This is a genomic window from Proteus sp. fly-1089 (assembly GCF_040138965.1).
Lineage (GTDB): Bacteria > Pseudomonadota > Gammaproteobacteria > Enterobacterales > Enterobacteriaceae > Proteus > Proteus vulgaris_B.
This window is the reverse complement of record NZ_JBEETS010000001.1, coordinates 1,146,946-1,168,276: the sequence shown is the minus strand read 5'-3', so window position 1 is coordinate 1,168,276 and position 21,331 is coordinate 1,146,946. Positions and strand designations below refer to the sequence as shown.

Annotated in this window: 19 protein-coding genes, 1 tRNA gene and 1 riboswitch; of the genes, 10 read left to right on the top strand and 10 right to left on the bottom strand. The window is 34.0% G+C overall.

Translation table 11 applies throughout. The annotated features are described in order from the left end of the window. The first annotated feature begins 14 nt into the window (after window positions 1–14). Genes ABN080_RS05425 through ABN080_RS05415 form a run of 3 tightly spaced genes read left to right on the top strand, consistent with a single transcriptional unit; the run spans window position 15 to window position 4,620 of the window. The gene (locus ABN080_RS05425; RefSeq protein ID WP_349439132.1) at window positions 15–2,543 is read left to right on the top strand and encodes a fimbria/pilus outer membrane usher protein; all 2,529 of its coding nucleotides are present in this window, start codon (window positions 15–17) and stop codon (window positions 2,541–2,543) included. After that, a complete protein-coding gene (locus tag ABN080_RS05420) occupies window positions 2,540–3,919 on the top strand; it encodes a fimbrial protein (protein WP_349440559.1) in 1,380 nt (459 codons plus the stop codon). Before ABN080_RS05425 ends, ABN080_RS05420 begins: the two co-directional genes overlap by 4 nt. A gap of 2 nt (window positions 3,920–3,921) precedes the next feature. Beyond that, entirely contained in the window at window positions 3,922–4,620 is a 699-nt protein-coding gene (locus tag ABN080_RS05415; RefSeq protein ID WP_349440558.1) for a fimbrial biogenesis chaperone, read from the top strand. A gap of 351 nt (window positions 4,621–4,971) precedes the next feature. On the opposite strand, the gene ABN080_RS05410 is transcribed toward ABN080_RS05415, so the two are convergent. From ABN080_RS05410 to ABN080_RS05395, 4 genes are read right to left on the bottom strand one after another with little or no spacing between them, the layout of a single operon-like run. Then, on the bottom strand, window positions 4,972–5,967 hold the full coding sequence (locus ABN080_RS05410; RefSeq protein ID WP_349440557.1) for a hypothetical protein: 996 nt from the start codon (window positions 5,965–5,967) through the stop codon (window positions 4,972–4,974). Then, entirely contained in the window at window positions 5,964–6,977 is a 1,014-nt protein-coding gene (locus ABN080_RS05405) for a phage integrase (protein WP_349440556.1), read from the bottom strand. Before ABN080_RS05405 ends, ABN080_RS05410 begins: the two co-directional genes overlap by 4 nt. A 2-nt stretch (window positions 6,978–6,979) precedes the next feature. Further along, window positions 6,980–7,861, bottom strand: coding sequence for a hypothetical protein (locus ABN080_RS05400; protein ID WP_349440555.1), 882 nt, complete (start codon window positions 7,859–7,861; stop codon window positions 6,980–6,982). 19 nt (window positions 7,862–7,880) lie between these two features. After that, the gene (locus tag ABN080_RS05395; RefSeq protein ID WP_349440554.1) at window positions 7,881–8,468 is read right to left on the bottom strand and encodes a phage repressor protein CI; all 588 of its coding nucleotides are present in this window, start codon (window positions 8,466–8,468) and stop codon (window positions 7,881–7,883) included. 140 nt (window positions 8,469–8,608) lie between these two features. Between ABN080_RS05395 and ABN080_RS05390 the strand changes: the two genes are divergently transcribed. Beyond that, the gene (locus ABN080_RS05390; RefSeq protein ID WP_109910781.1) at window positions 8,609–8,839 is read left to right on the top strand and encodes a regulator; all 231 of its coding nucleotides are present in this window, start codon (window positions 8,609–8,611) and stop codon (window positions 8,837–8,839) included. Between the two features lie 32 nt (window positions 8,840–8,871). Next, a complete protein-coding gene (locus ABN080_RS05385; RefSeq protein ID WP_349440553.1) occupies window positions 8,872–10,239 on the top strand; it encodes a phage regulatory CII family protein in 1,368 nt (455 codons plus the stop codon). Window positions 10,240–10,734: 495 nt separating this feature from the next. On the opposite strand, the gene ABN080_RS05380 is transcribed toward ABN080_RS05385, so the two are convergent. The 3 genes from ABN080_RS05380 to ABN080_RS05370 form a co-directional block, all read right to left on the bottom strand. Continuing rightward, window positions 10,735–11,403: a hypothetical protein gene (locus tag ABN080_RS05380; protein ID WP_349440552.1), complete on the bottom strand. Its 669-nt coding sequence runs from the start codon at window positions 11,401–11,403 to the stop codon at window positions 10,735–10,737. Between the two features lie 419 nt (window positions 11,404–11,822). Continuing rightward, entirely contained in the window at window positions 11,823–12,176 is a 354-nt protein-coding gene (locus tag ABN080_RS05375) for a hypothetical protein (protein WP_349440551.1), read from the bottom strand. Between the two features lie 612 nt (window positions 12,177–12,788). Then, window positions 12,789–12,864 (bottom strand) — tRNA-Lys (locus ABN080_RS05370). Window positions 12,865–13,123: 259 nt separating this feature from the next. On the opposite strand from ABN080_RS05370, the gene cycA reads away from it, so the two are divergent. The 3 genes from cycA to ABN080_RS05355 all read left to right on the top strand — a co-directional run bounded on the left by cycA (window position 13,124) and on the right by ABN080_RS05355 (window position 16,290). Next, window positions 13,124–14,536 (top strand): D-serine/D-alanine/glycine transporter, encoded by a 1,413-nt coding sequence (cycA, locus tag ABN080_RS05365; RefSeq protein ID WP_349440550.1) that lies wholly within the window; start codon window positions 13,124–13,126, stop codon window positions 14,534–14,536. A gap of 307 nt (window positions 14,537–14,843) precedes the next feature. After that, window positions 14,844–15,278, top strand: coding sequence for a universal stress protein (locus tag ABN080_RS05360; RefSeq protein ID WP_115349971.1), 435 nt, complete (start codon window positions 14,844–14,846; stop codon window positions 15,276–15,278). 193 nt (window positions 15,279–15,471) lie between these two features. Then, complete coding sequence (locus ABN080_RS05355; protein WP_349440549.1) at window positions 15,472–16,290, top strand: MBL fold metallo-hydrolase; 819 nt, start codon at window positions 15,472–15,474, stop codon at window positions 16,288–16,290. A gap of 190 nt (window positions 16,291–16,480) precedes the next feature. Here ABN080_RS05355 and ABN080_RS05350 read toward each other — a convergent pair whose 3' ends face one another. Beyond that, window positions 16,481–16,927 (bottom strand): universal stress protein, encoded by a 447-nt coding sequence (locus tag ABN080_RS05350; RefSeq protein ID WP_349440548.1) that lies wholly within the window; start codon window positions 16,925–16,927, stop codon window positions 16,481–16,483. Window positions 16,928–17,163: 236 nt separating this feature from the next. On the opposite strand from ABN080_RS05350, the gene psiE reads away from it, so the two are divergent. Both psiE and rlmA read left to right on the top strand, forming a co-directional pair. Further along, window positions 17,164–17,577 carry a phosphate-starvation-inducible protein PsiE gene (psiE, locus tag ABN080_RS05345; protein ID WP_072068485.1) on the top strand — a complete coding sequence of 138 codons (414 nt, stop codon included), beginning with the start codon at window positions 17,164–17,166 and terminating at the stop codon, window positions 17,575–17,577. Between the two features lie 135 nt (window positions 17,578–17,712). Continuing rightward, complete coding sequence (rlmA, locus tag ABN080_RS05340) at window positions 17,713–18,528, top strand: 23S rRNA (guanine(745)-N(1))-methyltransferase (protein ID WP_349440547.1); 816 nt, start codon at window positions 17,713–17,715, stop codon at window positions 18,526–18,528. Window positions 18,529–18,622: 94 nt separating this feature from the next. On the opposite strand, the gene mntP is transcribed toward rlmA, so the two are convergent. Then, a complete protein-coding gene (gene mntP, locus ABN080_RS05335) occupies window positions 18,623–19,210 on the bottom strand; it encodes a manganese efflux pump MntP (protein WP_196554042.1) in 588 nt (195 codons plus the stop codon). Window positions 19,211–19,269: 59 nt separating this feature from the next. Beyond that, window positions 19,270–19,409: riboswitch (yybP-ykoY riboswitch) on the bottom strand. Window positions 19,410–19,912: 503 nt separating this feature from the next. After that, entirely contained in the window at window positions 19,913–21,274 is a 1,362-nt protein-coding gene (locus tag ABN080_RS05330) for an L-serine ammonia-lyase (RefSeq protein WP_072068482.1), read from the bottom strand. Window positions 21,275–21,331: the final 57 nt, after the last annotated feature.

Below are 21,331 nucleotides of genomic sequence, written 5' to 3'. Positions count from 1 at the left end.
TAAATGGCATTGAAATGAAATTAACAGAAAAAAGAGTGGCTAAATTAAACAAGAAGTTAAGATTAATATTCTTAATTAGCTCTTTTACTTTTGTTATTCATACAATGCCTTTAGCTATTGCTGATGAGTATGAATTTGATCCTGCTTTATTATTAGGCAATAAAAACAATATTAATATGAATCAACTTCATGACAGTAATTATCTCTCTCCCGGTGATTACGATGTTGATATTTATATTAATAATCGTTTTGTAGAAAGAAAAACGATTAAATTTAAGTTAAATGATAACGATAAAGTGTTGCCTTGTTTTACGCTTAAGCAAATTGATGAAATGGGAATTTTGTTGAGCGATATAATGAATAATGAGAATACGCAATGTTTGTCATTAAACCAGATCAATAAAAATATCGTAGATACTTTTGACGCTGCAAACTTCAGAATAACGATAGCGGTACCACAAATCTTATTAAAGAGAATACCGCAAGGTTATGTTAATGAAGCGGATTTAGATGCAGGAAATACGATGCTGTTTACCAACTACACTGGTAACTATTATAAAAATAAATCGAGAGGGCAAACCTCAGACTATGGATTTGCAAGTGTTAATCTGGGCGTCAACTTAGGAACATGGCAATTTCGGCAACAAGCTTCTTATTCTTATAATTCTTCAAAGGCGGGGAGTGATAGTGATTTTAATTGGATAAGAACTTATCTACAAAAACCGATACTCTCATTAAAATCGACACTAGTGGTGGGAGATATTTATACGGCAGGTACACAGTTTTCTAGTTTGGCATTTAAAGGGATCCAATTGATGTCTGATGAAAGAATGCTGCCTGATTCACAAAAAGGGTATGCACCTGTTATCAGAGGTATTGCCACCACTACGGCGAGAGTGGTAGTAAAACAAAATGGCACTGAGATTTATCAAACGACAGTGTCTCCTGGTCAATTTGAAATTAATGATCTTTATCCCACTAGTTATGAAGGTGATTTGCTTGTCGAAATACATGAAGGAAATGGCAAAATCTCTTCTTTTACCGTGCCTTTTAGCGCATTACCCGAATCAGTCAGGGCGGGGCGGTTTAAATATAATTTCACCGCCGGAGAAGTGAATAATTTTGGCTCCGAAAATAGCTATTTTTCGGATCTTGCTTTGCAATACGGTTTAAATAATACCGTAACATTAAATACGGGATTACGTGTTGGGCATCAATATCAGGCAATATTTGCTGGTTCTGTTATTGCAACTAAATTAGGGGCTTTTGGATTTAATAGTGCGCTTTCTAATGCTGAGATTAATGGTAAAAATTATCAAGGTGGACGATTAGGTATGAGCTATAGTCGTACTTTTAGTCCAACAAATACGGTTATTACATTGGCGGGTTATAAATATTCAACAGAGAATTTTCGTGAATATAATGACGTATTAGGTTTAAGAAAAAGTGCAAATGATGGCATGATTTGGAATTCCAATAGCTATAATCAAGAAAGCCAATTTACACTAAGCGTGAATCAAGCTTTAGATAAATGGGGACAGCTTTATATTTCTGGTTCCATCAGTAATTATTATGGTAATAAAGGGCATGATGCACAATATCAAATCGGATATTCCAATACTTATAAAGATATCGCTTACAATATTGCCTATAGTCGCCAAAAAACAGGGCAGATGATTGCCAATAATACATTCACATCAACAAAAACAGACTCTATTTCAGAAGATATGATTATGGTTTCTGTTTCTATGCCATTGGGGATGTCTGATTATTCACCAATGTTATCATTATCATCGAGTCATGCGAGTGATAACTCTAGTTATCAAGCTAACCTCTCAGGTTTGTTAGGTGAAGACAAAACGTTATCTTATAGTGTAAATACTGACTATGACACGCAAAACAGAGCAATAGGTAGCGGTTTACATGTGATTAAACAACTGCCATTTACGACACTATCAGGCAGTATTTCAAATGGTAAACATTACACTCAAGGGAGTATTGGTGTTCAAGGCGCATTGGTTGCTCATAGTGGTGGCGTAACATTAGGACCTCGTATTAGTGAATCATTTGCATTAATTGAAGCAAAAGGTGCGAATGGCGCGAGTGTAAGCAACGGAATGGGATCTAAAATTGACTATTTTGGTTACGCTATTGTGCCATCTTTGGTTCCTTATCAATATAACAATGTCAGTTTAGATGGGAAAAATATTCAAAATAATAATATTGAGCTTTTAGAAAACACGAAACAAATAGCGCCATATTCTGGGGCTAGCACTAAAATAGTATTTAAAACGCGAGTCGGATATCCTGTATTAATTGGTGTTAAACCAGAAACTCAGCTAGCACTGGGTGATAATGTTTACGATAAAGAAGGTCATATTGTCGGTATGGTTGGGCAAAGTAACCAAGTTTATGTTCGGGTTGAAAATAGAGAAGATACATTAATTGTTGGGAAAGAAGCAAATAGCTGTAAATTAACTTACTCAATACCAGAAGAAAAAGAAGCCGATAAACTTATTTTATTATCAGGTCAATGTTTATGAAATTAAATTGCCATTACTTTTCGTTTAAAACAGTTATTTTATCCGTGTTAATGTTGATCCCAACTTTTGTTTCTGCAACCTGCTATAAAATAACGACAACAAACACTAATCCTAGAAGCAATTATTATACAGAGCCTGGTAAAGGAACGGCAAAAAGTTGGGCTGGCGCGCGAGATGATTCTGGATCTATGGGTACAACTCCCAAAGTTATTAATGTTAATAATGATCAGTTCCAGCCTCCGGGTACTTTAGTCGCAAGTGGTTTTGTTTCTATGTTAGATGCCGGTTATGAAACGTATGATCCTGAGCAAATACTATTTCGCTGTACAGCAGATGAGGAAGGAAAATTAAGAGAGTTCTATTCCACTAATGGCGATTATGCTTATGGCGGTAAAAAATTAGTTAATCCTGCATTAGGATTAAATGAAACTTATATTAGCCTTGCTAGAGGATTAGGCATCCGTATTAAAAATACCATAACCGGTGAATATTACAGCCGTTACTGGAAATCTCGTCCATTAACTAATTTAGACCGAGATAGCCAAAATTGGATCTTAGTAAAAGCCAAGGATTTCTCAAATATGGAAGTTGAGCTTTTTAAAATTAACTATGAAAGAACAGGGGATATGCCACCTGCGCAATCAAGTAGCGGATTAATTACCTTTGTTAACCAACCTGCCGGTTATATTGCCTTTCAGAGTTCTAATTATTCATATTTATTAAAAGATGGCAGTGATCATGCCTCAAATTATCATGGCTTTTATGCTTATTGGCCGGCTTCTGTAAATATGTCTCGTCGTATTTATATTCGAAATGCAGCAACTTGTTTTGTGCGTAATGTTACACCTTATGTGTCATTTCCATTAGTTACCGTTAATGAATTGGCAAGTGGAAAAAAAGTTACATTACCTATCGATATTAATTTCTATTGCCAAATAGCGAGTCCGGCTAATGATGGAGTAGGAAATATGTTAACAGGTACGGGAACCGGTCAAACTGCAATGGGTTTTTTACCTCGTCCTGCTAATGTTAATAAAGCTATTGAGTTAGGGTTAACAGTGCCTAATGGAGGCGCTATCACGCATTTGGTCACGGATGGGTATGGAACTAATAATAATATGGCAAAAGGTGTCGGGGTAAGAATATATAGACCTAATGGCATGCCATTAAATTTATTATCGACTTTGGCGAGTGAAGGGCAAGGCGAAGCCTATGGCTGGTATTCTGTATTAGAGGATGCGCAATCACTCTCTTATAATAATGGTGTCTCTGAGTTAACAAAAACGCTGTATGCCTCATTGGAAGCATTACCGAGAGAGCAGATCACAATGGGTAAATTTAGTGCCACATTACAAGTTATTATACAGGTGCAATAATAATGAAGCGATTTAGGTTATTTATTTTATTACTCTGTATTCCTATTTTTTCGAATATTGTGAAAGCAGATTTAGCATTAGAAGGTTCTAGAGTTATTCTTTATCACTCTGATAGAGAGGCTTCATTTAAGATAAAAAATGATGGCGAATTTCCGGTTATGGTCCAAACATGGGTTGATGATGGAAATCCTGAAAATACACCAGAAACGATAACTGATGTTTCTGCTTTATCTTTACCTCCTGTATTGCAACTACAACCTAATAACTCACAATTAATTCGAATAATTAATAAATTTATGCATACAGACAAAGAAAAAGAAGCACTTTATTGGCTCAATTTATATGAAATAACACCCAAGCCAGTAAATAAAAAAGAAGATGAAAACTTAATTAATGTTGTGGTGAGATTGCAAATAAAAGTATTTTATCGTCCTGATCATTTAGTGATGAATATTTCAGAAGTTAGCCAATCGCTTATCTTCACGAAATCAGATAAACAATTAACAATCGAAAATCCTACGCCGTTTTATGTCACGATAAAATCTGCATCTGGTGAACATAATCCTAATATCATTATTCCTATGTTAGCGCCCTTTTCAAAACAGCAAGTAACATTAGCCAATGAAAAAATAAACCAAATCAGCTATGTGCTTATTGATGATTTTGGTAGTGAATTTCAAAGTAAAAAGGAGATGAAGTAGGGTTTTAGTGATTTATTTTTAGATTTTTCTATTAATTAGATAAATATCTTATTTTAAATATCTGGCATTAGATATTGTTTGTATAAGCTTTATACCAAGATTGAGTTAATAATACACTTTGCTTATTAATCGTAAATATAAGGCAAAAAAAGAGCCATTTTGTCGCCATTTTCTTCCAGATACAAAAAAGCCACTTATTGCTAAGTGGCGTAAATGTCTGATTTATCAGCTTAAATTTGGTGGGTCGTGGGAGGCTCGAACTCCCGACCAATTGATTAGAGTAGTATTCTAACTACTATAAAATCAATAAGTTATAAGTTTTTCAGTAAGTTAGAAAACGATGAGCTATGACTATTCATGGTTGTTCTGGTTTTCTGTCGCCACTTTATCGCCATTATTATGTTGCTTACTAATAATATTATTAATTATAAAATGTGATAAAGTGTGATTGAAATGAGGTAATATTTTATCTATATTTTTATCTAATGATAATATCAATATAATTTCTTTAACAGAATTTAAAAAGTTATATATGTTTAATGCCGAAGTATTAATGATAAGGCTATTATAAAAGGCTCTATTATTAATGTCTATGAATGGGTGAACTTCATTTATGGTTTTTTCACAACAAAATAATATATTTTTTTCTTTATCATCTATTATGTTTAATTGTTCTTTTAACCTAATGATGGGGATAAATAAATTCAAATAAATTAAATCATTAGCTATATATTTATCACTATCTGAGTCTTTTTCATATAATTTTTCATGATTAATATTGTTTTTAATAACAAGAAAATTAGTCCCGATTTTATATATTAACTCATCAAGATAATCATAAAAAGAATTGTTGGGTATATCTATATAGTCATTCTTTAATTTAAATGCTTTATTATATAGTGAGTTCGGATTGCTAATTACTTCATTATCAGATGTTCTAAATATAGATAGTTGTTCATTAATAAATTTTCTTTTGGAGTAATAAATATCAATTTTATTTTTTTTCTCTGTTTCTTCAATCTGTTTGGCAATTTGAATTGAACGATGTGCATTGATAACAAAAGCACCGAGTATTGGTGATAATGTGAGTATGAACAATGGAAGTTTTGCATAATCTATAAATTGGTTATATCCATCTTTAGTCAAATTTAATGAATAATCCTTTGATATTAGTAACCATAATATTGCACTGATAATTAATGGAAAAGTAATTAAAAGCCAAAATAATGGTTGTAAATGTAATCCTTGGTCATCTAACCAAAATTTTCCTTTTCTTTTATTTAATAAGTAAGTAAATAAAATTATTGGTGCTATGATAACTAATGATATTGATAGATATTGATTCATATTTTCAACTTTACTAAAGGATTAAACATCAGCGCATCATTTAAATGCTCTGGAGCGAAATGCGAATATCTCATAGTCATTTTAATATCGGTATGACCTAATATCCGCTGTAAAACTAAAATATTACCGCCTGACATCATAAAATGTGAGGCAAAAGTATGTCGTAAAACATGAGATGATTGTCGATGGGGTAATTCAATATTGGCGCGTTTTATTGCTGAACGAAAAGCAGAATAGCAGGGTGTAAATAATTGGCCTCTACGTTTCGGAATTTCATTAAACAACTCTTCTGATATAGGTACAGTTCTATTACGTTTACCTTTTGTTTTAGTAAACGTAATTTTGTAAGGGGTAACTTGTGAACTGGTTAAACCTTCAGCTTCTGACCAACGCGCTCCAGTGGAAAGTGCTATTTTGACAATAATAGATAAGTCTTTCGCTTTGCTTTTATCACATTCTTCTAGCAGTTGGATAATCTGTTCATCAGAAAGAAACGCCATTTCTGATTCATCAGTACGAAATGAGCGAACATTCTTTAATGGGTTATCATCTTTCCACTCACCCAATCGATGCAACTCATTAAACATAGCGCGAAAATAGGCTAGTTCAAGGTTTGTTGTTCGTGGAGCAACGGACTTGATCCTATCAGCACGAGTAATTTTTCCACTTAATCGCTTTTCATGATAAACAGAAAATAACTTAGCATTAAACTCTGTTGCTAAAGGTTCGCCCATTGCTTTGCAACCGAATAACATCATTTGCTTTCGGCTTTCACCATCAGCTAATGTAATACCATGAGCACGAAACCAGATTTCAACCAATTCAGACAATAAACGTTTATCTTCTTTTTCGCCTAGCCACGGCTTATCTTCTGTTTGTTCAAGAATATAACGTTCGAATGAAATGGCTTCGCCTTTTGTGGTGAAGACTTTTCTAATTCGTTTACCAGTTCGGCCATTGGGGTAGCTCTCAACTTGCCAACGACCATCTGGTTGTTTATTTATTGTCATAATTACAAATCATTCACCTTTATACCCTTTAATGTTTGAGGATCTCTAGAATATTTTTCACCCATAGAAAATTTAATAAAAGTTGGATGCATGCTTGTTATTTCGCCTAAAGCTCCATTCTGACTATAATACTTATATGCATATGGGTTTAACTCTTTATTTGTTAATATTTCATATAGATTTAAATTTTCTTTAAAATTATTTATTATTGAATTTTTAAATTTTACTTCATCACTTTTATAATACATGTGATCTGTTATAAGGTCTAACCTGTGATTTATCCCAGTTAACATATTAAAAAATATTGATTCTTTATTATTTAAAGATTCATAATCTATTTTAGCAGGTTCTATTTCTAATAATTTGACTATAGAATTAATATCATTTTGGGAGGCGGATTCAGTTTCCAATAACATATCTTTTATTTCTTCTATATCTATTTTTGTTTGATCTATTCTTAAATTTGGTGAGTATGTAACATGACGAAATCCTAATATATCAAAAGGAGTTTTTTCTTTTCCATCTGTTATAAGTATAGTTTTTTTATTAAAAGCTTGTCTTAAACCTAGCTCATAAAATACATTTGCATTCTTAGTCGATAAATCACAAATAGCCATATCACATTCCACTATTTTTTTGAGAATATCAAACATGATCATGTGAGAAGCTTTACTATCATCTGCTCGAATAGGCTCATATCCAGCAGTTTCACATGCTGGTTTTATCAAGTATTCGTAAACTCTTTTAAAATGCCCTTTTTCGTAATCGGGGTGATCCGCAATAGGCATAATTACGAAGCAAGTCTTTTTCTTTATTTCTTGCTGTTCTGTAATTTTATCTGAATCAGTTATCTTTTCTTTACTTTCTTTTTTTGAAGTGGCCATTTTAATAATCCTTATCTAGTTACTGATTTTCAATAATAGTAATTACTCGACCGTGAATTTTTATATCAGAAATTTCACAATCAAAAGCCATTCCAATACTTGAAACTCTAACGCGTTGCATAGGCATTCTAGTCAGTTCTCTAATGCTATTTTTTCCATCAATTTCGATGAGCCATTTTCCATCGAAAACATCGTTATATTTTTTATCAATAATGAAGTAACTATTTCCATCTTGTATAGATATTGGCTCTGATGGCAAAGGGGATTGATTGGGGAAAATCACTTTATCAAACATAATATGGTCTGAGGGTATGAGTTGTCCGTTTTTTAGTTGAAAGTTAGGAATTTTTAAGTTGTCTAGTTTTTCATAATCGAAAGGTTTTCCATTACCTGTCGCTAACCATTCAAGGCTGACGCCTGTTTCAGCAACACATCTGACAGCTAAATCAGCTGGAAAAATATCCCTCTTATATCTTCCTGCTAAACTGCTAGATGCCATTTCTAGGTGTTGGGCTAGCATTATTTTAGAGCTGAACCCATAAGCTTCTATTATGCGATCCAATATTGGAGCGCTATCCCCAACCATTTCTAGGTGAAATTTTCCCATGTATATATCATCCTTATCGCAAAAAACTACAAAATAATTTTGATATGTAGCTAAATACGAAATGGGTTGGCCTTAGTTTGTAGTTAAAAGCGATTATTATCGAGTAGCATCGAATAAAACCTAATAGGGGATTTTGCCTTATGCGTCCTAATATTACAATCAACATAAACACGCCTTATCTTACAATTGACGCGTTCAGCACATGCACTGGATTACCTAAATCAACCATTCGTGACATGATTGCTGATGGGCGTTTACCTGTGCGCGCTAAGTCAGCAGACATGAAGCGTGGAAAAGTATTAATCAATATGCTTGCTCTTTATACAGATGCATCGGAAGGTTGCAATATTTCGCTTCAACCGAATTTGTAAGCCAAGTCTTTCGTATATTGAGAATAAACACCATGTTTGATTATCAGTTTTCCAAACAAGCGCACTTCGATAATGCATGCCGTGCTTTCGCAAATACCCATAAAGGGGATTTAGTGCAAATAGCTGAAAGTATCGGCATGAATGCCCAAATGTTGCGTAACAAGTTAAACCCTGAACAACCGCACCAATTAACGTGCATTGATTTAATGAAACTGACTGATGCAACTGAGGACGCCTCTATCCTTGATGGTGTTCTAGAACAGATGCAATGTCAGCCGTCAGTGCCTGTTAATGAAGCGTGTGATTCTAATGTACCCGCTTATTTATTAACGGCAGTCGGTGAAGTTGGAAAGTTGGCAACTAATACAGTGTCAGGCGGTAATTTAAATAATGCGCGTGTTGCTGAATTTAAACGTTCTGTTAATACAGCAAGCCCTGATGCCATTACAGGACGAGCCGAAAACCGCACCATAGCACAACAACAAATTGATAATGCTTACCCCGAACTTTCTGCAGGGTTGCACTTGCCGAAATTTGCCCGTGTTGAAGCACCCACCGAAAACACTACCGCAGGGGATATTTCAGACCCCTTTAGACCGAAATACGCCGTTGACGTGCAAATGGTTGATGCCGACGGCAATGATGTGGCACCCGTTTATCATGCGGTGCCGTTACCGTTGCCCATGGCAGGCAATGAGTCGGGGATGTTTCAATATCCGCCTGTGGGTTCGATGGTTGAAATTGCATTTGAAAATGGCCGTGCAGATAAACCGTTTATTCGCCAAGTGTTAAGTCATGGCAATACCTTGCCAGACATCAAGCCAGGCGAACAACTGCAACAGCAACGCCAAGAGGTATCACAACGGGTTACGCAGGACGGCACATGGCATCGTCAAACTGACCAGAAAATTATTGAAGAGTCGATGCATCGTGAGGTGAAAACTGATACGGAAAATCGCACCGTTATCGCCAGAGAAACCACCGTACAAGCTACCGATAAAACCACAGTCATTGGCACCAGCACGTTAATGGCAGGTGCCATTATGCAAATTGCAGAGGGCGATTTTAGCCAAGCAACGCAAGCTAATAGGGTTATTGCTGTGGGGCAAAATATGACGATAGATGTTGGTCAGAAACTGGAGGAAAAAATCGGGGCAGTGCGTTCTAGTATTGCAGGCGCGATGCAAAAAATCATGGCACCCGTTGTTTATTTGGGTAATGAACAATTGAATGTGATGCAGTGCATGTTAGATACGCTAGACGTCGTCAATGAGCTGGCCACACTTACCGCAAGCCATACTCATAACAACACGGGCAGTCCATTAAATGCCTCAGCCATTAGTAATACAGGCACTAAATCAACAGGACTAAAACAGAAGTATTCACCTGTCATTGGGTGATAAAATCGTTACCATCCTTGCCCGCGATTGCGGGCTTTTTTACGCCCGTCAATATATCCACTTCTACGCCACGCTACGGCGTTCAATTCTCATAATACATCTGCGTTAACTCAAAATGGATCGCGTTGATAGCGTGTGGCACAGTGCGCGCAATCCCCACGAAATAAAATCATTCACCACGTAAAACGCACTACTCCGCACCCGCCTGCACAATTTGGATCTAAAAATTATTTCAGTTTGAAATTTTTACAAAACATATCGCGAGGGCGCGCGGTGATTGGATTCTTTGCGTCGGCGTCAAACTGAAATGATTGAAAAAGATTTCAGGTAATTTCAGTTTGAGAGATAGAAAAAGGATCGCGATAAAAAATTAACGCATTGATAGTAAAAGAAATTTCATACTTTACGTGGGGTTGATGATCTAAATTAAAAACCAGAGAAAATAAAATAACTTTGGTTAATCATGTATATGGCATTTTTTGAAACTGAAATATCCTATAAAGGAGATAATATTTTTTTTAAAAATGGGAATTTATTCGTACAAGTTTCATCTATTTTATTTCTTATTATAAAATCATCGTCTTTCGAGTTAGAGTGTCTAGAAAGACATAGATAATAATTTTCATTATTATATCTCGCGTAAATTATCCAATGACCAGTTATTGTTTTATTACGAGCTTTTTGATTAAAACTATCGTTGATAAGTTGCTTTGCGAATTCATGTGATATGTTAAAATAATCTTCTTTATCAAAATACTCTTTATTGCCTTTATTATTTTTAACATATTCTTTAAGCCAATGTTCAAAATTAGGTAGTGCTTTTTTGTGTTTTTTTTCATTTATATTCAATTGATTTTGAATGTTTATTTTTAAACTTTCTAATCCAGTGCCTTCATAGTGCTTATGATATAGTCCTTTTAACGGGGGGTTTTTAAATTTTTTAGCGGGCTTAGTCCTAGAATAATCATTATTTTTTTCTAAGTTATTAATCTCTCGTATAATTTTATGTACATTTTCCATATTGCTTCTAACTATATAATCTAATTGCATTATTAAAAAATCACTACATTTTAATATTGTCTCTTTATCCAAACCTAATTTTGATATATATTCATATGTTTCTTTTGTGATTTTTTTAGTCTCGATATTTGTAAGTAAATCCATGATGTTATTGCCTTTTTAAACTTTTTGTTCGTATAAATGGTTATAAATTATTTCTTCAAGATTTAAATAGTTGGGCATGTATTTTATAATATCTTTTTTTGATATCAAGCATGATAATATTCTTAATATGAGTTGATGAGCAGAGTTTATCTCAATATAAATGTCATCAATGACGTATAATACATTTGATATAAATTTGTTTTTATCTGCTTCATTTTTTTCTGTTAAAGAATAATATGAATACTTTGTATTAATAGATGTTCTTATAGTTTTAAATTCATTCATGGATTTCGGTTCAATTAATAATTGAGTTTCAAGTGCATTAACAGATCGCAATATGCCAGTAATGCAATCGGATATTTTGTCAATAATTTTATCATAAGCAATATTAGTTGATTTTAACTCTTGGGTAAATACGTTTATTTTTCAATGTCGGATATAATTAACTTTATTGTATCATTTAAATAAATGTAGAATTTAGCGTTAATTTCATCGTTAAAATTATCGCCAACTAAGAAAGCTAAATTATAAAGCTCATTAACATTTCTTAATTTATAATTAAAGCCTTCATTCACATAATCTAATTGTTCTGATATAAACTTTCTTTTAGAGTAATACATATCAGCTTTATTTTTGTTTTGAGATTCACTCAATTGTTTTTCACTAATTTTACGTTGTTCTTCACTTTGAATGGAACGATGCACATAAACAACAAAAACACCAAGAATAGGTGAAAGAGCTAAAATACTTAATGAAAATTTATTAATTTCCAAGAAGGTGTTATAGCCATGTGAATCAAATCGAAATGAATATGGAGCACTAAGACATATGATAAAATACAAACTAGATACTAGTGGAAAAATTATGGCCAATTTGAAAAGCCATTGTTTTTGTAAGTTATCTGAATTTAATGAGAATCGATTCTTTTTTTTCCATATCCAGCATGTGACACACAAGAAAAGAATACAATAAATTATGAAATTCATGTTTTCATGTTACCTCAGAGTTAATTAATAAGTGAAGTATACAGGAATATCTTGGTTCGTGCGTAGGTGCTACCTAAGCGTGAAATGCATACCTGTGAGTTATAGATTTTCGAAACTGAAATGATTAAGAAAATTTATTTTTGAGATGCTTGGTTAACATAGAGTGGATGTGAATGGATTATCTGGCTTTATTATTTTTTATGGTTTTTTATTCTGTTTGTTTTTTATTAATTATTAAATTTATTACGACTAATTATTTTTAAATAAAATCGATAACTTTCGGCTTTCGGAAGGGAGAGATAAAAAAACTCGTGCGACACTTTTGCGACACTCAGCTATAAAAACAAAAAAGCCACTTATTGCTAAGTGGCGTAAATGTCTGATTTATCAGCTTAAATTTGGTGGGTCGTGGGAGGTTCGAACTCCCGACCAATTGATTAAGAGTCAACTGCTCTACCGACTGAGCTAACAACCCGATGCGCAGATTATTCTCCTCTCAAAAGCGATGGTCAAGCTCTTATTTTAATTTTTTTTCAAATGGATAAAATATCGCCAGATAAATTAAAGAAAGGATCTTATCTGGTTATCAAAGCATCATTCATTTTACTAAAAGTGATCTTTTCATTACTTACACTGAGATTTGTGTCACAATAATTTCGCAAACATATTGCCACGTCAAAAAATAAAATAGTGGCAAAACAACATCAAAAATATGAACACATTTCAGGTATGGTATGGAAGAGCAAACAGAAATTTCTCCTCCCGCTAGAGTGAAAAATGCCACTCTACAACGCGGGCTAACAAATCGTCATATTCAATTAATTGCTATTGGTGGAGCTATTGGTACTGGTCTATTTATGGGATCAGGGAAAACCATTTCATTAGCTGGGCCATCAATTATTTTCGTCTATATGATAATTGGCTTTGTCCTGTTCTTTGTTATGAGAGCTATGGGAGAGTTGTTATTATCAAATTTAGAATATAAATCATTTAGTGATTTTGCGGGTGATTTATTAGGGCCTTGGGCGGGCTTTTTTGTCGGTTGGACCTACTGGTTTTGTTGGGTTATTACAGGTATTGCCGATATTGTTGCTATAACGTCTTATATTAGTTATTGGGCGCCTAATTTCCCTGAATGGGGCACATCGTTTATTTGTGTGCTGACATTGCTTATTTTGAACTTAGCAACAGTAAAACTGTTTGGGGAAATGGAATTTTGGTTCTCCATGATAAAAATAACAGCTATTGTTTCTTTGATCATTGTGGGGATTGTTCTCATTAGTATTGGATTTGAATCTCCAGCGGGACATACCGCGGCATTAGAGAATATTTGGAATGATGGGGGAATGTTCCCTAAAGGGTTAAGTGGTTTTTTTGCAGGCTTCCAAATCGCTATTTTTGCTTTTGTCGGAATAGAATTAGTAGGAACCGCAGCTGCTGAAACACGTGATCCAGAGAAATCATTGCCTAAAGCCATTAACGCTATTCCTATTCGTATTATTACTTTCTATGTGCTGGCATTGGCAATTATTATGTCAGTCACACCATGGCGTTCTATTTTGGCGGATAAAAGCCCCTTTGTGGAATTATTTGTCATGATAGGAATACCTGCAGCTGCAAGTTTGGTGAACTTTGTCGTATTAACGGCTGCTGCGTCTTCTGCTAATAGTGGTATATTTTCTACAAGCCGTATGTTATTCGGTTTATCAAAAGAGGGCGAAGCACCAAAGCAGTTTAGCCAATTATCTAAGCGGGCTGTACCTGCCAATGGGCTGTTATTCACCAGTTTATGTTTATCATGTGGAATCGTATTAATTTACTTTATTCCCGATGTTATGCATGTATTTACCTTAGTAACAACAGTGTCAGCGTTATTATTTATGTTTATTTGGAGTATGATTTTATGCTCTTATTTAGCGTATCGTAAAAAACGCCCTCAGTTGCATGAGAAATCTATTTATAAAATGCCATTAGGTATTCTGATGTCGTGGCTATGCCTGACTTTCTTTGCCTTTATGACGGTGTTATTAGCTTTTGAACATGATACTCGCCAAGCGTTAAGTGTGACGCCATTGTGGTTTATTGCACTAGCTATAGGCTATCAATATGTTAAAAAGAACAAACAGAAAAAGAGTGATCAAAAATAAAATATTAATCACGCAATGAAAGAGAAAAGCCTTATTTAATCTAATAAGGTTTTTTTTTGGGAATTTTTTATTACTGATAAAATAATTATTTTATAAAAATTTATAATCTAAAATAAAGATATTATATTTATATACCCATAATCGCCTTATAGTCTTAGTTATTAATTTAATAAATGTATATTTTGTTATTTACTGAGTGAAAAACAGGCATTATTTAGGGGTGATAAAATATTTTTAAAATATGTTAACTACATCCGGTAATTTTTTAAAAATACACTATCCTACAATTAAAATAAAAGGAGGCGGTATGTATAAGAATATTTTGGTTCCCATTGATATTGATGAAGATAACCTAATGAACAAAGCAATTCCGTTAGTGGAAAATATTGCAAAAAATGAAGATCCTTATGTTCATTTTTTGTATGTACTCCCGAAACTTCCACAATCTTCTTATTATCGACTTGTTATGAATGGTGATCAATTAGATCAAGGATGCCTAAAAACGTCAGCTGAAAAAGAGCTAAAAAAAATTATTGAACGGTTTGATTTACCTGAAGACAGAATGCAAACTCATATTTGCATAGGAACACCACGAGATGCCATATTGCAGATTGCAGATGAAGTAAACGCAGATCTAATCGTGATTGGCTCTCATAATCCTGAAGATGATTCTTATCATATTGGTTCAACAGCTGCTGATATTACACGCTACGCTAAACGCTCTGTTATGGTGGTGAGATAAGACTTAGTAAGCTGTATATTGCATAAGAGTAACTGCCATTTATAACAATACCGCTGTTATATTTCATTTTTATATAACAGCGGTTGTGTAATGAGATAGCGAGGATCGTACAAATCAATGGTTTTTATATTTGAAACACTACCTTTTTTAATTACTATAAGCCATCTTCTAATAACGATAATCATCAAAACTCATGTTAAGAATTACTGCATTACTAGAAAATAAATCAGTCAATCCTGAGCTTCATTACTATCCTGGCTTATCATTATTATTAGAAGATGATGAGTGCCAAGCTAAAATACTTTTTGATACGGGAAAAGATTTTACCTTTTCTTCAAATGCGAAAAAGATGGGGATTGATTTAACTACATTGAAAACAATTGTTGTCTCTCATGGGCATTATGATCATTTTGGTGGACTTACGCATTTACCAGTAGGCTTTTTCTCCAATAAGCCACGAGTTATCGCTCATCCTCATCTATTTTCTGTTCGTTATTCAGCACTTTTTTTAGGCAATAAAAATATTAAATTTAAACGATTAGCTCCTTTTTTTGATCGCAAAAAACTTGAAACACAATTTTCTTTTGAATTAACAGAAGTTCCTTTAACAATTGAGAAGAATTTCATTTATTCAGGACAAGTAACACAACGCCAAGTGAGTAAACGCTATGGCGTTATTATTCATGAATCAGGTGAAGAAGATGATTACGTTCTTGATGATAGTTTTCTTGTTTGGCAAGGAAAAAAAGGCCTGGTAATTATTACGGGTTGTAGTCACTCTGGTATTGAATCTATAGTTGAACATGCGAAAAGAATAACTGGTAATCATCAAATTCAAGCAATTGTGGGAGGCTTACATTTGCGCTGCGCAACCCCTTTTGCATTAGAACGTGCTAAAAAAGCAATAGATAAAAATATTGATGTGTATGGATGTCATTGCACTGGTGTATTAGGGCGAAAATACCTTAATGCAAAAGATTTCAATGCAGGACAATCTTTATCTTTTGAGTAAAATGAATGCAAATATTGAACTTAAAACAGACGTGAAATTTTTGTTTTTTTGATCGCTATTCTAACAAGTTAGCTCTTTAAAATGAAAAAATTAAAGTACTTTTAGTGCTATTTACAACAACTGGATACGCTAATAGCTTTGGCAATAATTGATTTAGTATTATTGCCAAAAGGAATATGCCTTAGTGGTTTTACTTGCGAATAACCATTACTGAGCGTGAGGTGTTATTGACAATATAATCCGCTGTTGAACCCAGCAATATATTACGTTGGTTACGTGAGCTTGAACCTATAATAATAGTATCTGCATCAATTTTTTCTGCCAACTCTAGAATATTATAATTAGGCGTACCAATAACGGCATGGCATTGGTATTGTTCTTTGGGTAAGTTAAATTGTTGTTTTACACATTGCTCTAATTTTTCAGTTAATAAAACTAAAGCTTGTTGCTTTTTCTCAACGACAGACGAGCTATCACAATTAAGCCCGTAAGCTTCTAAAGAGCGTAAATTAGGCATAACTGTAATAAAATGGAAATAATTTTCTGGTTTTGAGGCAAGGAAGTGAATATCAGCAATCATTCGTTGAATTCTGTTATCTTCTAATAAATCAATTGCAACAAGGTATTTGTTAGCCATAGTCTACCTTTTAAATAAATTAGCCCTTAAAGTAAGTATAAGTAAATTAGCTTACAAGTTGAAATTTAAAAGCAAATATTGCGATTATTGCATCATTATTTTGGGTTTTTAGGCTCTAAAAGATAAAAAAATGGTGTGGTGAACGAGTAAATCCTTTAAAATTTAGCCAATTGCCTAATCGCTATTTTTATTATTTTTACACATCCATGGAATGATCTCACTAGGTTATAGTTTATATGAGAAAATCAAGCGAAGACTTACTTAAATGTATTGCCACCATATTACAGTGGGTGCTTAATATTGGATTGCTTATTTTAGCAATTGTATTAGTCAGTTTTCTTATCAAAGAAACTTATGTAATTGCTTCATTATTATTTAATTTAGGTGCACAAGAGTCATCTTATCAATTACTAGAAGGTATTTTGATCTACTTTCTTTATTTTGAGTTTATTGCGCTTATTGTTAAATATTTTTTATCTGGAGGGCATTTCCCGCTTAGATATTTCATCTATATCGGTATTACTGCAATTGTGCGTTTGATTATTGTTGAACACAAAGATTCTGTGGATACTTTAATCCAATCAGGCGCAATTTTACTGCTAGTTATCGCATTATTTATTGCCAATACTGAAAAGTTAAAACGGACTTAAAAATCGATAATTTATGTTTACTTAGCTACTGAGCATAAAAAACAGTCTTAAGAATAAAATAAGGTTTCCGCAAGATTGAGAGAGGTATGTTATTATCCCTCTCAATTTTATTAGGGGTTATACAAAAATATTACTATGTCCTATCAATGTCCATTATGTCAACAGGCACTTTCTCTTCGGGCTCACAGTTGGGTATGTGAAAATAATCATCAGTTTGATTGTGCGAAAGAAGGGTATGTAAATTTACTACCAGTGCAATTTAAACGCTCGAAAGAGCCGGGTGATAGCGCTGAAATGATAAATGCTCGCCGTGAGTTTTTAGATGCAGGTTTTTATCAGCCAATGAGAGATAAAGTGGCTGATTTACTACAAACATTGTTGCCTATAGATAATAGTGTTGTATTGGATATTGGTTGTGGCGAAGGCTATTACACCCACCAGTTTTATCAAAATTTAAAATTACATAATCCACAAGTGTATGGCTTAGATGTTTCTAAAGTTGCGATTAAATATGCAGCTAAACGTTATTCATCTATCCATTTTTGTGTGGCTTCAAGCCAGCGTTTGCCATTTTGTGATGCTTCTTTAAATGCGGTTATTCGTATTTATGCACCTTGTAATAGTGATGAATTAGCCAGAGTTATTGTAAATAATGGATATATTATTACGGTCACTCCTGCACCTCGCCATTTATACCAGCTAAAAGCACTGATTTATTCAGAAGTACATCTTCATCCATTAAAAGAAGAACAATTTGATGGTTTTAATAAAGTGGCTGAACATCAAGTTGCTTATATGATGAATTTAAACGGTAAGCAGGCATTTGATTTATTACAAATGACGCCGTTTGCATGGCGAGCAAGTGAAGAAGTGAAACAGTCATTAACTGAAAGTGAACGTTTTGAATGTGAAACGGATTTTTTAATTCGTGTTTATCAACGTCGTGCTTAATAACGAAAAACAATAAATAATTTATGATGTAAATAAAAAAGCTTAGGCGTGATATCAAACCTAAGCTTTTTATTGTGTTCTGTTAAATTGGTAATTATTTAGCGTACATAAATAATTCAAGATGTTCGAATACAATATTAAAGCCGATAGCAATTAATACGATCCCACCAATAATTTCTGCTTTTTTCCCAAGCACTGGGCCAATATAGCGCCCAATTAGCATACCTAATGTTGCCATGATCATCGTCATCATGCCAATGGTCATCGCAGTATGAACAATATTTACTTGAAGGAATGCTAAACCAACACCAATTGCCATTGCATCAAGGCTTGTTGCTATGCCTGTTGCAATTAATGAGAGTGAGCCATGGCGTTGTGGTGCGTCGTCTTCGCAAGGACATTCATCACTACGTTTTAGGCTTTGATAAATCATACGGCTACCAAGAATAAATAATAGCCCGAAAGCCACCCAGTGATCCCATTGAATAATATATTGGCTAGTATATAAACCTAATGCCCAACCGATAACGGGTGTGCTGGCTTCAATAATACCAAATATAAATCCAGTACGGAGTGCTTCACGAAAACGAGGTTTATGTAATGTGGCACCTTTACAGACTGCAACAGCAAATGCGTCCATAGAAAGAGCAAGGGCGAGGATGATAGTAGCGTAGAAACTCATAATAAAGCCTCGGTTGGGGTATTTCCATATACACACAATTGACCCCCAACCAAAGAAGTACAATTATGTGTCTATGGTCTTGCCAACCGTATTACGGCATCTGCACCACGCTAAATAAAAATAAGCGAGTATGTTGACACAGATTTCTTAAAATAATTAAGTTTTATTTTAAGACAGGCTACTCCCCAATGACTTGATGCAGAAGATAACATATTATTTCTGAAAGGCAACATATTATTTATTATATTTTAAAGATGATATTGATAATAATTATCATTATTAGCTTTGGCGATTTTAAATATATTAGAAAAGTTTTTGAAATGTTAAAAAAATGATAAGTTTCAATGTGATAAATTATTAACCATATAATAAACAATGGATTGTAATTATATTAAAATAAAAAATTAATTCTTTATTTTAAGAGTAATACACCTAAAAATAATAAGCTTAATTTCTTCAAATATTAAATGAATATTAAATAAGCCTATATTTAATGAGTCTTTATTTAATGTTTATTTTCTGTTTTTAAGAGATATATAAAAATAAAAAATAGTTTTTTTTTAAAAAGTGTTTTTTATTTAATTTATTAATTTTATTTTTCTTTAATTATCTGTAGGTTAAGTGATTATTAAAAATAAAATTTATAGTAATAAAAAAGCCACTCAAAATGAATTGAATGGCTTTTAACTAAAATAAGGTTAATTAGTCACATTGTACTTTTATTGCTAAACCGCCGCGTGATGTTTCGCGATATTTAGCATTCATGTCTTTACCTGTTTCATACATAGTTTCAATGACTTTATCGAGAGAAACTCGTGGTTCGCTGGTACGACGAATGGCCATACGTGCCGCATTAACTGCTTTTACTGAAGCAATGGCATTACGTTCGATGCATGGAACTTGTACTTGTCCTGCAACTGGGTCGCACGTTAAACCGAGGTTATGCTCCATACCGATTTCAGCAGCAATGCAGACTTGCTCTGGGCTTCCACCTAATAATTCAGCAAGACCCGCAGCGGCCATTGAACAAGCTACGCCGACTTCGCCTTGGCAACCCACTTCAGCACCAGAGATTGAGGCATTCATTTTGTAAAGAATACCAATTGCCCCTGATGCTAAGAAATAACGTAAGTAGGTTTCTGGTGTCACAGGTTCGATACAACGATCGTAGTAAGCCAATACTGCTGGCACGATACCACATGCGCCATTAGTTGGTGCAGTTACAACACGTCCACCTGCTGCGTTTTCTTCATTTACGGCCAGTGCAAACATGTTAATGAGATCAACGACTTTCATTGGATCGTTTGATAAGCTGTTGCTTGATGTTAATAAACGATTTAATGCAGCCGCACGGCGAGGTACACGTAATGGGCCTGGCAATACACCTTCTGTATTTAAACCGTGTTCAATACATTCTTGCATTGTTTTATAAACATCAGCGAAATAGGCATTGATTTCAGCTTGGGTGTGCAGATCTAGCTCGTTTTTCATCATTAAGCTAGAAATGGATAAACCCGTTTCTTTGCAGTGCTTTAATAACTCTTCCGCACTAGCATAAGGGTATGAAACAGGTTTGCTATTAAGTGTTGATTTGCCAAAATTTTCTTCATCAACAATAAAACCACCACCAATAGAGTAGTAAGTTTTTCTATATATTTCTTTGTCACCAGCAAAAGCATGAATAGTCATACCATTCTCATGTAATGAGAGATTGTCATTACTGAAATGCATGCTTTCTGCTGGGAAATCGACAACTTTTAAACCGTTCGCTAATGAAAGTTTGCCTGTTTCTTCAACTTCACGAATAAAACCGGGGATGCTGTCAATATCGACAGTAGCTGGTGCGTTACCTGCTAAGCCCATAATGATAGCGATATCAGTATGGTGACCTTTACCTGTCAAAGACAAGGAGCCGTAAACATCAACAGCTACACGAGTGACAGACGCAATCAATTCCTGGTTGACTAAATCATCGACAAATTCTTTACCCGCTTTCATTGGCCCTACAGTGTGAGAGCTAGATGGTCCGATGCCCACTTTAAACATGTCGAAAACGCTAATCACGTAAGACTCCTTAATAATAAGAGAGAGGGTTAAAAAAGAATAAAATATAGTTATTTA